The sequence below is a fragment of the Microcystis sp. M079S1 genome, from assembly GCF_020246425.1.
GTDB lineage: Bacteria > Cyanobacteriota > Cyanobacteriia > Cyanobacteriales > Microcystaceae > Microcystis > Microcystis aeruginosa.
In genome coordinates this window covers 12504-27828 of the sequence record NZ_JADBSZ010000126.1, presented here as the reverse complement: position 1 = coordinate 27828, position 15325 = coordinate 12504, and the positions used below count along the sequence as shown (strand labels likewise).

The 15325-nt window shown below is 43.8% G+C and carries 15 protein-coding genes; 9 read left to right on the top strand and 6 right to left on the bottom strand.

The genetic code is table 11. The features are described 5' to 3' along the window. Positions 1-199: 199 nt before the first annotated feature. Together IM456_RS08345 and IM456_RS08340 are read right to left on the bottom strand one after the other, a co-directional pair. On the bottom strand, positions 200-1201 hold the full coding sequence (locus IM456_RS08345; protein WP_149987013.1) for a CsgG/HfaB family protein: 1002 nt from the start codon (positions 1199-1201) through the stop codon (positions 200-202). Positions 1202-1274: 73 nt separating this feature from the next. Continuing rightward, positions 1275-2258, bottom strand: a complete 984-nt coding sequence (locus IM456_RS08340; protein WP_287692256.1) for a succinate dehydrogenase/fumarate reductase iron-sulfur subunit — start codon at positions 2256-2258, stop codon at positions 1275-1277. Between the two features lie 532 nt (positions 2259-2790). On the opposite strand from IM456_RS08340, the gene IM456_RS08335 reads away from it, so the two are divergent. Together IM456_RS08335 and IM456_RS08330 are read left to right on the top strand one after the other, a co-directional pair. Next, a complete protein-coding gene (locus IM456_RS08335) occupies positions 2791-3177 on the top strand; it encodes an AbrB family transcriptional regulator (RefSeq protein WP_002782369.1) in 387 nt (128 codons plus the stop codon). Between the two features lie 377 nt (positions 3178-3554). Beyond that, positions 3555-4349, top strand: a complete 795-nt coding sequence (locus IM456_RS08330) for a CPBP family intramembrane glutamic endopeptidase (protein WP_149987011.1) — start codon at positions 3555-3557, stop codon at positions 4347-4349. Here IM456_RS08330 and IM456_RS08325 read toward each other — a convergent pair. Continuing rightward, the gene (locus IM456_RS08325; RefSeq protein ID WP_149987010.1) at positions 4332-5129 is read right to left on the bottom strand and encodes a Tab2/Atab2 family RNA-binding protein; all 798 of its coding nucleotides are present in this window, start codon (positions 5127-5129) and stop codon (positions 4332-4334) included. The two genes, IM456_RS08330 and IM456_RS08325, sit on opposite strands and share 18 nt — an antisense overlap. Before the next feature lie 150 nt (positions 5130-5279). Here IM456_RS08325 and rimM point away from each other — a divergent pair, with 150 nt between their 5' ends. The 7 genes from rimM (at position 5280) to IM456_RS08290 (ending at position 11028) form a co-directional block, all read left to right on the top strand. Next, complete coding sequence (rimM, locus tag IM456_RS08320; protein WP_149987009.1) at positions 5280-5858, top strand: ribosome maturation factor RimM; 579 nt, start codon at positions 5280-5282, stop codon at positions 5856-5858. A gap of 261 nt (positions 5859-6119) precedes the next feature. Next, positions 6120-6899: an ABC transporter permease gene (locus tag IM456_RS08315; protein ID WP_149987008.1), complete on the top strand. Its 780-nt coding sequence runs from the start codon at positions 6120-6122 to the stop codon at positions 6897-6899. Between the two features lie 64 nt (positions 6900-6963). Continuing rightward, entirely contained in the window at positions 6964-7428 is a 465-nt protein-coding gene (locus IM456_RS08310) for a hypothetical protein (RefSeq protein WP_149987007.1), read from the top strand. 416 nt (positions 7429-7844) lie between these two features. Further along, positions 7845-8666: a phosphoadenosine phosphosulfate reductase gene (cysH, locus tag IM456_RS08305; RefSeq protein ID WP_149987005.1), complete on the top strand. Its 822-nt coding sequence runs from the start codon at positions 7845-7847 to the stop codon at positions 8664-8666. Positions 8667-8899: 233 nt separating this feature from the next. Then, on the top strand, positions 8900-9766 hold the full coding sequence (locus IM456_RS08300) for an alpha/beta fold hydrolase (RefSeq protein ID WP_149987004.1): 867 nt from the start codon (positions 8900-8902) through the stop codon (positions 9764-9766). Between the two features lie 99 nt (positions 9767-9865). Next, on the top strand, positions 9866-10069 hold the full coding sequence (locus IM456_RS08295) for a hypothetical protein (protein WP_149987003.1): 204 nt from the start codon (positions 9866-9868) through the stop codon (positions 10067-10069). A gap of 176 nt (positions 10070-10245) precedes the next feature. Continuing rightward, positions 10246-11028 (top strand): acyl carrier protein, encoded by a 783-nt coding sequence (locus IM456_RS08290; RefSeq protein WP_149987002.1) that lies wholly within the window; start codon positions 10246-10248, stop codon positions 11026-11028. 372 nt (positions 11029-11400) lie between these two features. Here the strand turns inward: IM456_RS08290 and IM456_RS08285 are convergent, their stop codons facing one another. The 3 genes from IM456_RS08285 to IM456_RS08275 form a co-directional block, all read right to left on the bottom strand. Beyond that, positions 11401-13272: a GTPase family protein gene (locus tag IM456_RS08285; protein ID WP_149987001.1), complete on the bottom strand. Its 1872-nt coding sequence runs from the start codon at positions 13270-13272 to the stop codon at positions 11401-11403. 234 nt (positions 13273-13506) lie between these two features. Beyond that, the gene (locus IM456_RS08280; RefSeq protein WP_149987000.1) at positions 13507-14382 is read right to left on the bottom strand and encodes a 3'(2'),5'-bisphosphate nucleotidase CysQ family protein; all 876 of its coding nucleotides are present in this window, start codon (positions 14380-14382) and stop codon (positions 13507-13509) included. Positions 14383-14474: 92 nt separating this feature from the next. Further along, positions 14475-15317, bottom strand: a complete 843-nt coding sequence (locus IM456_RS08275; protein ID WP_149986999.1) for a ChaN family lipoprotein — start codon at positions 15315-15317, stop codon at positions 14475-14477. Positions 15318-15325: the final 8 nt, after the last annotated feature.

The following is a 15325-nucleotide window of genomic DNA, read 5'->3' as shown; positions in this document are numbered from 1 at the left end:
CTGGTCTTGGCTGTCTATATTTTAACCAATAAATTGCTGTATTGCAAGCATAGTCAGCTTTTAAAGATAAATTATTGTTTTATTGGTCAGCAATAATTGTCTATTTTTTCTTTAATTTTACATGACAAGTTCGGAAGAGCCATTTTTATTTATTCTTCCCACTCCCCACTTCCCCACTTCCCCACTTCCCACTTCCCAATTAACGAATGGGTTTAGCTAAATCACCGATTTTAAAACCATTACCGGTAATGATGCGACCGACGCTAGATTGACCATCAGCTTCGACAATTTCGAGAGTGCCAATCGGTTGAGTAATCTGACGGATAACCTTACCCGTTTGCGGATCCTTGACCGTTTGAGTCGTCCGTTCGATGGAAATGCGTAAACCGACACGATAGCCTTCTCCCGTACCTTTATTGAGAATTACCTGATTTCCCGCCACGGCAGCCACTAAAGCGGTGACAGTCGGGAGCGAGCGAGGTGTAGCGGCGATTTGGTCGGCTTTATCATTGAGATTATCCACCACCCGCGCCACTGCCTTATCGGTGGCAATACTGAGTAATTTCCCTTCGTTGGAGGTTTGGGAACCACCCCCAACCCCTAAAACCACGGTTGAACCATCGGATTGATTGGCAGTACCATCTCCCTGAGCGGTGGTAATAATTTCGGCCGTGGTGGTATTAATTGCCCGGACATTTAACTTGACAAAAGCATCGGTTTCTGTCTTGGCGGTGCTAAAAATAATAAACGAGCCACCGGATTGTTTTTTCTGTAAATCGAATTGGGTAATCGAACCGATAATCACCACATCTACCCCCAAAATTTGCCCGATTTGAGCGGCGGTAGCGGCATCTACCCGTCCCGAAGCCCCCAAATTCTGTTCTCTGAGGACAGCATCAATGCGACTGCGCTCAATGACTGTATAGCGACCACTTTCCACCAATTTATTGACGAGAATATCACTGACACCACTGGCTCCACCATTGAGAAATGTTAACCACTGGGGATTACTGAGACCGCTATAATCGAAGTCTAAAACCGCTACTCGCACCTTTTCGCTTTTTTGGGCTAAGAGTAGGGGTAAATTGTTAGAGATAGCTTGGGAGAAAGCCGGTGCGTTGAAGCTAAAACCCAAACTAGAAGCGACTCCCACAAGGGTGATCAGGGCAGAAAAACCACGGATGCTATCTCGATCGAACATGATAAGGGGTTCTCCAGTCAAATAGAATATAGCTCATAATACATCTGAAAATTGCTCTCACTATCGAGAGTGATCAAGAGCGAGAATTTTGAATGGCAGTAATTAAACCTCTCACCTCCGCGGTTCCCTCGGAAGCTTCAAAGGAAGTGGGAAATTTACCCTTAGCAATCATCCGCAATCCCAAGGGGGCAATACTTAATAAACCCTGTAAATCGCGCCAATAATTGCCCACCACATAGAGGCCGAATTTGCGTTCATCAACCCATCCCCCTGCTTTGACTAATTCCACTAAAACTTTCCGGTGACGAATGGGACGACTACTATCGTCCGACTTGCGAGCGAGTATTTCCTGTTTAATTTTACCGATTTGATCCATGGGGGCCACTTCCATGGGACAAACCGCATTACAGAAATAGCAGCGCGTACACCCCCAAACCCCTGCGGTGCCTTGGTTATAAAGTTCTAGGCGACTTTCCTGATTACCATCGCGGGAATCTGCTAGGGTGCGCTGCGCTTTTGCTAAAGCGTGGGGACCGACAAAATCAGGATTCACTTGCTTGGCATTACATTCCGAATAACAGGCCCCGCACATAATGCAGTTACCCATCTGATTGAGATTGGCTCTTTCTTCTGGAGTTTGCAGAAATTCTCGTTCGGGAATGGTGCGTGCTTGACTACTGATATAAGGTTCAACCTTTTCTAAATCGTCCCAAAACGGTTGCATATTGACGATTAAATCCCGGATAATCGGTAAATTACCCAGGGGTGCGATCGTGATTTCGGGAATTTCTCCGGCATCTTTTTGGCTAGAATGGTTTAATTCACTGGCGATATTTTTTTGACAAGCCAAGGCCGAACGACCGTTAATTTTCATCGCACAGCTGCCACAAATTGTGTTGCGGCAATTTTTACGAAAGGCCAAAGTTCCATCAAGTTCCCATTTGATGCGATTAAGGCAGTCGAGAATTGTATTTCCCGCCTCCACCTCTAGGGTAAAATTTTCTAGGTAGGGGGTGTCGTTGGGTCGTTGACGCAGAATTTTAAAAGAAACTTCCATACTCGGCAGGGGGATGAGGGACTCCTAATACTCAGGATAATCGATGTTAACGGGCCAAAGGGGAGCTAGTAATGGTAATTAATCCTTAAGATTTTCCCTGGTCGGTTGAGCCAAGGGGTGGGTATCTAGACCTAATCATAGATGGGCAAGTCGCTCGAAAACAGTTTAATCACCCCGGATTTACTGCTCTGGGTCATTAGTTTTTTGCCAACTCCAACCACAAGTATAGTTTCTCAATTCCTTGCTAGGTATAGCTTGATCCGTTTTATGTCCTCACTTTCTCCCCCCTGGTTTCCTCGCACCCGACCAAAAATTTCGAGAGTCTTGACCAAAAATTTCCTCTCCCCCACAAGGTTTACACTTACTACCTAGTCTGGGGTCTTCTTAGCACGATTGTCATCACAGAACCATCAGTTTTAAAAAATTTATTATTCCCCTCTAGACATTTTTGGCAAGATTTTTGGTATGATCAATTTGTCAGTGTAAACTTAATTGACAGTCAGTCAAAAATCAAGAGACATTAAAAAGTACCATGAGTGATATCTCTCCTACTCCCCTAACCGGGAAAGCTCTACTTCAAAAAGTCAAAGAGTTGTCCCACTTACCCCGTCGCGAAACGGCAAAACGTTGTGGTTACTACTCCCAAAGTAAAGATGGTCAAGTTCGGGTCAATTTAACCGACTTTTACGATGCTGTTTTGGGTGCAAAAGGCGTTCCTCTCGATCCCGAAGGCACTAAAGATGGCCGCGGCCGCGAACCCACTTTCCGGGTTAGTGTCCACAAAAATGGTCAAATCGTCATCGGTTCCACCTATACCGAACAAATGAACTTGCAGCCTGGCGATGAATTTGAAATCAAACTTGGCTACAAGCACATCCACCTCAAACAAATGGAATCAGAAGAACCAGTAGAAGCTTAAATAGGTTACGGAGTAGGGATAAGGATAAAAAAAATCGGCAGTCAAAAGGGCTAGTTTTGACAAGACCGACCAAAAAGACAATATAGATTCTTATCCCTAATTCTAACCCCTGACCGCCTCTTTTATCAACTCGAGGGGTTTTCCTTAAGCACTTTTTCTTCTTTTTCGCAACCCCCTAGGGATGGATTTTTGTTGGAGCTAGGCTTTACCAGAGCAAAGTTCCACAGTTATTCTATCCCTAGAGGGTTTGTTGTTTTAGCTATCAGGAGTCAGGAGACTCCGAGACTCCGAGACAGGAGACTCCGAGACTCCGAGACAGCTTTGTTCTCCCCACACCCCACACCCCACACCCCCACTTCCCTAACACTTAATTGACAATGGACATTGCTGCCTTAATAAAAATTATTATTTTCCTGTTAGCCTGGTTAATTCTCTGGCTGCCCATTGCCATTGTTTTAGGGAGTCGTTTGGGATGGCAACCGCTGCAAGGGACAAAACCTGACCAGAAATTGCCACTGGTGGCCTCTCTTTACGCATTGGCTCCCTTAGTTATCTGGGGATTATTAAAGATAGAGGGGAGCAGCCTCCATAATTACGGATTAATTTGGTCATTTTCCCTATTTATCTCCCTAACCAAAGGATTAATCTTGGCAGTGGTGGGATTAGGGATAATTTTTTTCCTAGAGGGGATTTTGACATGGGTACATTGGCAGCCCAAAAACCTCACTCGCGCTTTTTCCTTGAGTTTACCCCTGTTGATAGTGGCCCTCTGGGTGGGTATTACCGAGGAATTAATCTTTCGGGGCATCTTTTTGAGCCAATTAAGCCAAGAATACGGTTTTTGGGTGGCGGGAGCCATTTCTAGCCTAATTTTTGCCCTGCTGCACCTGCTTTGGGAACGTCAGCAAACGCTGCCGCAACTACCCGGTTTATTTCTGATGGGGATGGTTCTGGTCTGGGCGCGGGCGATCGATCATGGTAGTTTAGGATTAGCTTGGGGACTTCATGGCGGTTGGGTATGGGGATTGGCCTTGCTAGACAGTGCCGAATTGATGTCTTACAGCGATTCTGGGTTAGCTTGGGTTAAAGGTATCTATAACCAACCTTTAGCGGGTTTAGCTGGCATTCTCTGCCTCTTGGGGACAGCTTGGGGGTTAAACCTGCTTCAGTAGCCAAAAGCCGGTAAAAGTGCGGCCAGAATCATCCGGTTGTATGAGGAGAAAGTGCAAACCTTGGCTTTTCTGTTTGGTTGCTTGATAAGCATTGGCTGCCCGGGCCACTTCTTCATCTTTGTAGGTGAGAAAAATCCAACGTTCATTTAGACCCGATTCCAAGACTAAACCGCCCGATCGCCCCGTTTCTGTGGGAATATGATCGATAAATACTGGGTTAATTTCCCCTAACCAACGAGCGATCGCCAGAGATTTTTTACCACCGGTAATAACCACACCGGGGATCATTAAAGTGGAGGCTAAACCTAATTTTAAAGGAGAAAAGGCCTCTGGTAGGGAAAGAATCGGTATTCGGCGATCGCCAAAAAAGTTAACTAAATCAACGGCGGGAAAGCGAGCAAAACGCCACTCTTGACCTAAAAATTGGTCTGGTAGGGGTTGTGGTGGAGGAGAATCGATATTGATGGGGATTTGCCGCAATTCTAGCTGTTTTTTCAGGGTATTAACGTGACGGGTTAACTCAATTTTGATCTGTAAATTTTGACCGGCGAGGAGAAATAAATTGGCGCATTGGGGGCGAAAAACTTGGATAATTTCTGGGGAGGAGACTTGACAAGCTTGCTGTAACTGTTGGGTTAACCAGTCGCTATTAGCTTGCGATTGGGGACAGGAATTTTCATAGATAAGATGACCGAGAGTATCGGAAATTAACAATTGCCAGACTGTGCCAAGAGGGGAAGAAGATGAAGATTTATAAAAATCCGCTTGCCAAATAGTCATAATTCACTAAAAAGTCACCAGTAAAAAGTCAAAAAATGGTCAGGAGTAGAGGTCAACTAAAAATTTTACCTTACCAAGACTTTTAAAATCTAGGAGCGAGACAAAAAAGGCTATATACTAGGGAAAGCTATAGCAAAAAATGTCGAGACAATGGAAGAAAATTGGCTAGAAATTGGGACAATAGTAGCACCCCAGGGACTGGAGGGAGAATTGCGAGTTTTATCGGTATCAGATTTTCCCGAACGTTTTGAGAAGCGAGGTATTAGGGGAATACAAGGGCCACAAGGGGGAGAAATCCGAGAAATTACTCTGCTCAGGGGACGTGAGCTACCGGGAAAAAATGTTTATGTTATCAAGTTAGAGGGGGTTGAAAATCGGGAACAAGCCGAAGCTTTGCGCGGATATAAATTATGGGCGAATAAACTAGAAAAACCTCGCCTAAAAGCGGATGAATATCATGTTAGTGAGCTAGTGAACTTAGAGGTTTATCATCACCTGACAGGAGAAAAAATCGGGGTTGTGGTAGATATTTTCTGGGCGGGTAATGACATTTTAGCAGTGCAACTAGAAGCAAATCTCGCCTCTGTCAAGAAAAAAAGTCCCTCTCCTGACTCAGCGGCCACGGCCCTAGTCCCCTTCGTCAAAGAAATTGTTCCACTGGTGGATCTGAAAGCGGCACGCATCGAGATTGCGCCACCACCGGGGTTATTAGAGATCAATTTGTCCTAGGCTTATTCGTGATGGCGAATTGGGACGGTGAGGAAGTTTCAGGACAACTGCAACAAAACCAAGGGGTAAGCTGCCCGCAAAGATAAGGTAACACTGGAACAGTAAGGATTAGCTGCTTTTTTAGCTAACTTAACAATACCTAGTTATCCCTAGGGACTGCTAACCAACCACGACAATTTTTGATTTTTAGAGCAGGTCCACTTTTGCTCTGGAAATGGGTAATCTCAAAAGGAAAGAGAGATATTATTTTGATGAAAGGCTATGGGTATCAGCATCCTGAGAATCTGGGCGATCGCAGCTAATGGTTTTCGCGAGGTTATTCGCGATCGCATTCTTTACTTTATCGGGTTTTTTGCCTTGTTGATGGCCTTCGCTTGGCGTTTATTACCGGAAATTGCGGTGGGAACCCATGAGAAAATCTTTCTTGACTTGGGATTAGCCGCTATCGGATTATTAGGGGTAATTGTCGCGGTTTTTGTGGGTACAGGGCTAATTAATAAGGAAATTGACAAGAGAACTATTTTAGTTTTGATTCCCAAACCCCTGAGTCGGGCCGAATTTATCCTCGGTAAACACTTGGGTTTGTCCGGGGTTTTAGCGGTGATGTTGGGGGTAATGTTGGTGATTTACTTGCTGATGTTGCTGGGGATGAAAGTATCTTTTCAACCTTTACCCCTGATTGTCTCGGTTTTCTATCTCGGTTTGGAATTAATTCTCATCGCAGCCGTGGCGATCGCTTTTGGGGTATTTACCAGTTCGATTTTAGCCACGTTAATGACTTTTGGGGTCTATCTAATGGGTCACATCAGCAAAGATCTGATCCAATTGGGTATAATCAGCAAAAATGCCAATATCCTCGCTATCACTCAAAATATTTATCTAATTCTCCCAGATTTAGAGAGATTGAATTTTAGAAACGAGGCCGTTTATGGTTTGCTGCCTAGTGCTGATGTCTTAATCGCTAATGCCCTCTACAGTCTCGTTTATACTGGTCTATTATTGGGTATCTCCATCCTCATCTTTTCACGACGACAATTTTAACTGGGGTTGCCGAATCAAGGGATGAATGTCATCGCCATCGATTAGTTTATAGAGATGATTAGCCATGAAATTAAAGGCACAACTGCATATTTTAAGTCGAGACGCGGTTAATTACGGACTGGCCCCCGTAGTCATGGAAGAAGCGGTTAATCCCGTCCTCGCGGCCGTGGCCAGACAGTTAAAACATTTACAATACTATGTGGTGCAGAATAGCCAGGGTGATTGGTTACTAACCACCTTAGCCCATCGGCAGCAGCCGCAACAGGAGAAAAGGGTAATCTATGCCTTTGCTACGGAAAAAATGGCCATATCTGCTCAAAATACCCCCAATTCACCCCTCTCAACGCTCCTGATTCCCGTAACCCATCTTTTATTCCAATTATTTGCCCTAGAAAAAGTAGATAGTATTATTTTTCTGGAAAATGCACACACCGCTCAAACGGGAAAAGAAATCACCCGGCCCCAATTAAAGGCCAATATTGAAAAACAACTGCAAAAACTAGCGACAATTCCTGCCAATCTTGCTTAACTTAGTATCATTAATCGAGGTCAATTAGATGTCACCAGAGACTTTTTCAGCTGCCAACTTGAGTCTAGTGTAACCAGAGAGATTTTTGAGAAAGGAAGGTGTCGCTAGTGTGGGCCACACTTCACCCCATCAGATATAGTAGAAGTACAGTATATACATTCTCAGCAATACGGTGGTCAGGATGAATACAAAAACCCCCAATTACTAGACCGCCAGTGTCAGGATGATAAAACGTCCCTCGATTGTCAAGCTGTATCCCTAACAATGGAGCAGTTAAACTAGGAGAGGTGTGAGGTGAAAGTCTCACCTACGTTTCTCAAGGGGAGGAGATGGAGGTAACTCTATGATCAAACCCTAATAGATAGATTGGAATCTATCAGTATCCGCCGCCACTAATACCTTAAATCTTAGCCAGAATGCCAGATTTACACTTGCTTAATTCTCATCCACAGGCCCTAGAAACTGCCTTCATCCCCACTGCCGACCGGTCTTTTTCCTACCCTCTATCCCTCGACCTCGCCACAATTAATCAACGTTTTGACTCCGCTAACGATGCGGAAATCGTCGCTTGGGCTGCGGCCACCTTTGGGGAAGGTTTGGTGATGAGTACCAGTTTCGGCATTCAGGCGGCGGTGATGTTGCACCTTGTCACCGCAATTATCCCCGATATTCCCGTCATTTGGATCGATACCGGCTATCTTCCCCCAGAAACCTATCAATTTGCCGAAGACTTAAGCCAACGCCTCCATTTAAACCTGAAAGTTTATCAATCTCCCCTCAGTCCCGCCCGCATGGAAGCAATCCACGGTAAATTGTGGTCAAATAACGATCTCGACTCCCTCAATCTCTACGACAAAATCCGCAAGGTGGAGCCGATGCAACGGGCCCTGAAGGAATTAAAGGCCACCGCTTGGTTGGCGGGTTTGCGTCGCGACCAAACCGACCACCGCAAAACTCTCCAATGGGTCAATCAACAGGGCGAACGTTACAAAATATTACCGATCCTTGACTGGAATGCCAAAACCATCTATGACTATCTGACTAAATACGATCTTCCCTACCATCCCTATTTTGATCTGGGTTATGTCTCCGTCGGCGATTGGCACTCCAGTCGGCCTTTAACCGCCGATGATAGCAACGAACGAGACACCCGTTTCAAGGGTTTAAAACAAGAATGCGGTCTTCATTTACCCTTAACCCCCGGAGAAGCACAAAGTCTCGACGCAAGCTCCCTATAACTGCGGGGGTGGGAAAATTGCCGGTGCGATCGGTTCCTAGACGTTAGACAATGGTTATTAGACCTCTTGTAAAAATCAAAAATTGTTGTTAGGGTTAGGAGTCAGTAGCCAGTAGTCAGGAGAATTAAGAAGAAGTAATAATCAGTTAAATGGTCTATTTACAGACTTTATGCCATTTAATCCTTATTTTTGCCGTTTTTGAACCCTGAAAAACTAATTATGCAAGAGGTTTATTGATTATTAATCCCCCATTAACCATGGCTATTTTAGAAAATTTTCTCGAAGTCGGCTCTCTCAAGTGGTTTTATCGACAGGTTAACCCCGCTCAACAACCGGACACAACCCCCGTGATCCTACTCCATGGTTTACCCGCCCATGGCTATATTTGGCGGGAATTGTTAACCAGTTTAGAAGAATATAACATTAATGCCATTGCCCCCGATTGGATCGGTTCCGGTTTATCCGCTAAACCCGATGCCAGAGAATTCGCCTACACACCTAGCGCTTTTTGTCAAGCTTTGGCCGATTTTATTCAAGCTCTCCAATTGCCGAAAATCTCCCTCATTGTCCAGGGTTTTTTAGCCTCCGTCGGTTTACAATACGCCCTAGAAAATCCCGATAAAATTGAGCGCTTGATTGTTTTAAATACTCCCCTCTCCAGGGATGTCAAATTACCCTGGATAATGAAACAATGGGGGCTACCTTTCCTCGGAGATATGGCGACTCAAGACCCCTTATTAGTCGATCGTACTTTAGAAACTGGTAGCGGTTTTGTGATTAGTGATGCAGATCTGGCTATTTTCCGTCAACCTTATCTAAAAACTTCGGCAGTGGGTCGCGCTTTACTGGCCACGATTCGCAATTTAAACCTATCGAAAACTATGGCAGAAATTGAGACAGGTTTAGAGAACTTTGAAAAACCTATCCTTTTTGTCTGGGGAATGGGCGATCCTTGGTTATCTTCTGTCACCGTCGAAAAATTAGCTACTAAATCAGGAGTGGAATTAATCTCCCTCGCGGAAGCAAAACACTATCCCCAAGAACATTGGTCAAAAGAAATTAATCCCCGGATTATTAATTTTCTCGGACGTAAAACCTAAACCTCGATACTTTCTGGGAATTGATAGCAAAATCTCCCTAGAAAGTATTGATCAAGTTATCCTTAGTATATCACTGTAGTTCTGCACTGGCCACCGCCTATGGAAATACCAGCTTTAGGAAGGATAAATATAACAAATAATCCCCCAGATATTAATAATTTAACCGATTGGGAGCGAGTTAAATCGATGGGTGATCTAGAAATCGAGGCTAATGCTTTGTCAGATCCCGATGCGCTCCCTTTTGATGATGATTGGGAAAATGCGGCGATTATTTCTGCTTACAATAAATTAACATCTCAATAATTGCTGAAGCATTATACCAAATCTGTCCACTCGCCTACCGTTCCACCCTGCCTACTTTTCTATACTTTTTAAACAGGGTTGAGTATTACTTGTGCTTGCATTAGTTTAATAAAAATGCTACACTCAAGCCAGTCTGTCATTGGATGACCTTTAACACAAACAAAATAGTCATAATTATGGATATGAACAATAAAACTTATGAAGATATTTATTCAAGAACTTATTCAAGAATTTATAATATTGTGATAGAAGTATTTGAAGTTTCTGAAATACCTCAGCCAGTTTTAGATTTTGTCATCTTTAAAACTGAGTATAATTATATTCTTGAATTATCAAATGGTGGAGATGAAGATGATGCTCTAAATTTCTTGTATCAAATAGAGCAGGAATTTGACATAGAAATTCCATACGATGAAGGATCTAAAAAAATAGTTACATTTAAAGATCTATTGGAATTTGTTTTTGAACAAAAATATAACCTTGAGATTGCAGAATATCTAAAAATACGAATAAAGACAAAAACTCTAAAATTGTTATTGTTCTTAGAAAGCAAGAAAATAGAAATCAGTAAATTTATAGAAATATTTTCAAGTGACACTTTTTCCAATAATCATCAAAATATCGAAAAACTTATCCTTTCCCTGAGACACAAAAGTTTTGACGTGTCTAGTATAATGTCATTTTCAGATATATTTAAAAATGATTTTTTATTGTCGAATTTAGAGCAAATATGTCAAATATATTGCTTTATGAATGATCAAAAAATTTCTTACTTTGATGTTATTGATATCATAAAAAGTGGATATCTAGACTCTTGCAAACAACAGATAGACGATCTTTCTGAAAAGATAAAGCTTCAAGAGTCGGAAATAAAAAACCTGAGTCTTGAACTTGAAAAGGCTAATCAGAACCTAGATTTGTTGAGAGGTCAATTAAACCATCTTTTAGATGATATCTAGCATTGTTATAGCGACATAGAAACCCAAAAAAATATTGATCAAACAAGGTATATTATTCTGCGATAACACACCTAAAAACAAAGATTTGAGTAATTATTTTATTCCCGTACCTATCTAATACTAAATCTGGTTATTAAAGACTGATTATTTATTCCCCTTTTTGCATGAGTGCATGAGTAGGTAGAAAACGGGTTTCTCGGAGAAACCCGTTTTCTGTGCGTTACTCAACGGATTTAGTATAAGCTGCACTGCATTTAAACTGCCTACTGAGGAATTTTAGTACAAGGGCCAGAAATCTCAACTCCAGAAACCTCTCCTCCCCACTCTCCTATATTTTTCAAGAGGAATAAAGTTTTAGCTTAATTAATCTGGTTAGAGGCCTGTTTTTGTCGTTTCTAAATACCCCTGATAACTTGACCGGAACTGTTCGATCGATAGGTTCTTTGTCCAATATTCTACCAGAGCATGACCCCAGGCCCAAGCTTCCTTGTCAGCAGTGCTATAATTTTCTAATAGTATTGGCCAAAGTGCCAATAAATCAAAACTTTTATTCTCTGGATTCAAGAGAGAATAAAGCTCGTAGGCCATCTGTAATTTACCGATCGCTACTGGTAATTGTTCCACAGGAATTTGTTCAGCTAAAAGATAGGCTAAAGTCGGTCTTCCCGTGGCTAAAGTGGAGATAAAACCTAGAATAGGACTTTTTAATAGGGCCGTTAAACCTTGCCCCGTGGCCATCTGTAAAGTATAGCGATCGATTATTTTCGCCGCTGCCAGAGTTCGAGTTTCTAAATCCGCTAAAAAACGGGCTAAACGCAACTGTTTTGCGGGTGAAATTGCCCCCAGTAAAGCGATTGATAACTCCTCATCCCCCCAAGCTTCTCTATCCGGCTGTTGACTGACCATCGGCAAAATGCGATCGCAGAGATCCTCGAATAATTCCGCCCGATACTGCAAGCATTCGCGGATATTGACTTCTTTGGGACTTTCTCCCGTCAGCCAATTATAGGGGGGTTGCCACTCTCGCACCGGACGCAGGCGATCGACTTGGGAAACACAGACTATAACTGGTAAATTGTCAATAGTTTGTTGCAAATCTTTAAGAAAAGCCTCATCCATGGCCAGGGCGGGATCGAGGGCGGGGGTGACAAGAATCAATAAATCGGCGTTTTTGGCATAATTAAGAACTTTTTGCCGATAATCAGCCCGATTTGCCTGTTCATAGCCCGGAGTATCCCAGAGGATTAACTCGTCCCCTTCTGGGGTTTGCCAATGGTAGGATTGAATCGCATCGGTACTGGGCAATAGATCCACTTGGGCTAAATCGGCCCGAAAGAGAGTATTAATTAAACTGCTTTTGCCGGCCCCGGTGCGTCCAACCAGCAGAATATTAACCGGTTGGCGATCGATTTCCGTGATTGGTTCAGCTTGGGCGAGAATTTCCTTGAGAGTAGTGGTGGCGATTTTGGTCTTGGTGGGGAGAGTTGGGGCGAGATTGCCGCCACTGTAGAGTAACACCGCTTGGCGAGAGAGATTTCTTAGGGCATTTTCCCGCAAAACTTGCCCTAAATTGACTAATAATTGCTGATCCGCTCGATCGCTGTACTTTTGACTGGCCACTTTAGCCACAGCCGCGGCGGGATTGATCACCCATTGCGCCCAATTCCAGACTTGCCAAAGTTTCCGGGCTGAGGGTTGCAATTTTTGATAAACTTCGTAGGCCTGATAGGCTTGCCCGATGGTGATTTGATTCAGGGCCGGGGAGAGATTCCGCATCCAGCGATCGCTATCATCCACGGTTCCCCGAATTAAACCGTAGGCCTGGGGAATGTAAATATTTAATAAGGGGTACTTGACATCGGGGTAATATATATGAGCGATGGCACTGACCAAATCCTGACAGCGTTGCCAAAAAGTCGCCCAATCTTCCCAAACCGGGCGATCATTGCGGGCCTCGACGATAATCCTCTCGATAATTTCTTCAACATTGCCCCCAGAATCACCGTCAGGAGGGGTTAATTCTGCCTTCACTTCGGCAATGGTGGCTTCAATTTCTCCGACTACTGGGCGCGTCCATTTGACCAACAGGAAGCGCCAAGCGACAAAAATCAGGGTAAAAACTGCCCAAATCCAATTTAAACCCCATTGATTGATCTGGACACTGGCGGCCACGATCAGAAAGATGACCACGGCGGCGATCGGAACTGCTAAAATCAACCCTTGCCAAGTTTTTAACCGTAACATTGCTCGATCTGGTTTTTTTCCATTCTACCGATCTCTGATTCTCGGTTAGGGGGCAGTCCTGATGCCAAAGTTGGCACCGCCAAGCCTGAAAATATTCTGATTGACGAATTGGCGTTATTTCAGCTTCTATTTTCCAGTCAGTCCCGATGAAAAAATTTTCACCCCCACAGATGAAAGAGGTTTCCTTCCCTACACCCCACACCCCACACCCTACACCCTCTTTCAAGTCAGAAATTAGACAGTGGCATCAATTTGGGCGAGGATTGCCGTGGACAACTGACAAAGTTGTTGATGACAAGGACCATTACTAGCCATGATCCCCCCCCATTGCCGCACATCGCCGCGATTATAGCGCACCGGTTGACCGTCAAAATAGGAGAATTTGCCGCCTGCTTCCGTTAAAATCAACTCCGGAGCGGCAAAATCCCAGTCTTTAGCCGCCGATTTCCCCGATAGGGAGATATAAACATCGGATTTTTGTTCGAGGATTGTGGCAATTTTACAGCCCACACTAGCCACATAATTTTTACCGAAGAAGGGTATTTGACTTAATAAATTATCAAAACGTTGGTCGCGATGGGTACGACTAACCACCAGATAGAGATCGGTAATTTTATCTTTATTGGCAACTTTTACCTGTGTAATATTTCCGTCGCTAGTTTCTAGAAAAGTACCTTTTCCTTTTTGGGCAAAATAGAGTTTTTCTTGATCCGGTAGGGCAACCACGGCGATGATCGGTCTTCCCTGATAACATAAGGCGATATGTAGGGCATATTCTCCCGTTTTGTTGATAAAATCGCGGGTTCCGTCCAAAGGATCGATAATCCATACCCAATCTTTCGGGATAGCTTCATTGCCTTGATGGGTTTCCTCGCTCAGATAACCAAAGTCGATATCAGAAAAATTTGTTTGTAATTCCCCTAAAATATAGTTATTTGCCGCTAAATCCGCCGCCGTCACTGGTCCGCCTTTTTTCTTCTTGTTGACGGCTAAATCCTGTTCACCGCGGTGGTAGGATTGGAGAATTTTAGCACCACCCCAACCGACGGCACGAGTCACAGCTAAAATGCGATCGAGCGTTTCGTTATCTTGACAGGTTAAATTAATCATAAAATAGCCTCAGTTTTTCAGACTTATTATCTACTAAATTGAAAGACTGGCATCTTAGCTTACCATCCCTTGCTTCCTAACTCCTGACTGGCTTAATTTTGCTCTTGCCAAAAATAATCGGCGGGTTTTTTGGTTTCTGCTGGTGATGATTGAGGAGCATCTCCCAAGAAAACCGAACGCTGGATGACGCGATCGCCTAATCTTCTTTGGACTCGACTGGGAATACCGTAACCGTAGGCAATATGACCTTTTCCTGCTAGGACGATGATCTGATAGTCGGGATGAGCTTGCCAGAATTTAGCGATCGCATCGGCCATGGTTTCATCCCAGAGGACTTGTGCCAGAAAAAAGCGATCGAATCCCTGACTTTTGCCCCCCGTGTGTTGCTGATAAACGGCTAAGATCTGTTGACGGTACTCCTCGTTATCCTGGTTTATTTCGCTTTTAGGGGGAATGTAGGTCATTTCTGAGGTGGAGAGGCTTTCTAAGCCCTCCCGTGCCACTTTTCTAGTGATTTCCGTGGGTGTATTTAGGGCGATCGCTGGTAGTTTTTTTGCCTTGGCCAAGCGCAGGATCGGGGCGTAAAATTCCCAATCAAATCCCCAACGTTGGTCGTATTCACTTTTTTCTCTCAACTGATTTTCGCTAATTTTGCCGGCTAAATACTGATCCAAATAGATTTGGTAAGGACGTTGAAACATCTCGAAAGCGATCGCTATTTGGGGATTATTAGCCTGTAAATACTCGATAATAGCTAATTGGGCCTGATGATCGGCTTGGCTATCGTGCCTTTCCCCCAGATAAATAATCTCGGCTGTTTTTAAATCTGCCAGAATTTGTTTTTGGCTATTAGTAAAACTCCAGGCCCGGGGCAGCAAAATAAACAGTAAGCAGAGGGCAAGGAAAACAGGAAAAAAGCGTCGAGAGAATTTCATCTTTTTAT

Bases quoted from the DNA above. Each gene is read 5' to 3' on its own strand.
- IM456_RS08345 (WP_149987013.1), bottom strand. From the start codon at position 1,201: ATGTTCGATCGAGATAGCATCCGTGGTTTTTCTGCCCTGATCACCCTT.
- IM456_RS08340 (WP_287692256.1), bottom strand. From the start codon at position 2,258: ATGGAAGTTTCTTTTAAAATTCTGCGTCAACGACCCAACGACACCCCC.
- IM456_RS08335 (WP_002782369.1), top strand. From the start codon at position 2,791: ATGAGTGATATCTCTCCTACTCCCCTAACCGGGAAAGCTCTACTTCAA.
- IM456_RS08330 (WP_149987011.1), top strand. From the start codon at position 3,555: ATGGACATTGCTGCCTTAATAAAAATTATTATTTTCCTGTTAGCCTGG.
- IM456_RS08325 (WP_149987010.1), bottom strand. From the start codon at position 5,129: ATGACTATTTGGCAAGCGGATTTTTATAAATCTTCATCTTCTTCCCCT.
- rimM (WP_149987009.1), top strand. From the start codon at position 5,280: ATGGAAGAAAATTGGCTAGAAATTGGGACAATAGTAGCACCCCAGGGA.
- IM456_RS08315 (WP_149987008.1), top strand. From the start codon at position 6,120: ATGGGTATCAGCATCCTGAGAATCTGGGCGATCGCAGCTAATGGTTTT.
- IM456_RS08310 (WP_149987007.1), top strand. From the start codon at position 6,964: ATGAAATTAAAGGCACAACTGCATATTTTAAGTCGAGACGCGGTTAAT.
- cysH (WP_149987005.1), top strand. From the start codon at position 7,845: ATGCCAGATTTACACTTGCTTAATTCTCATCCACAGGCCCTAGAAACT.
- IM456_RS08295 (WP_149987003.1), top strand. From the start codon at position 9,866: ATGGAAATACCAGCTTTAGGAAGGATAAATATAACAAATAATCCCCCA.
- IM456_RS08290 (WP_149987002.1), top strand. From the start codon at position 10,246: ATGGATATGAACAATAAAACTTATGAAGATATTTATTCAAGAACTTAT.
- IM456_RS08285 (WP_149987001.1), bottom strand. From the start codon at position 13,272: ATGTTACGGTTAAAAACTTGGCAAGGGTTGATTTTAGCAGTTCCGATC.
- IM456_RS08280 (WP_149987000.1), bottom strand. From the start codon at position 14,382: ATGATTAATTTAACCTGTCAAGATAACGAAACGCTCGATCGCATTTTA.
- IM456_RS08275 (WP_149986999.1), bottom strand. From the start codon at position 15,317: ATGAAATTCTCTCGACGCTTTTTTCCTGTTTTCCTTGCCCTCTGCTTA.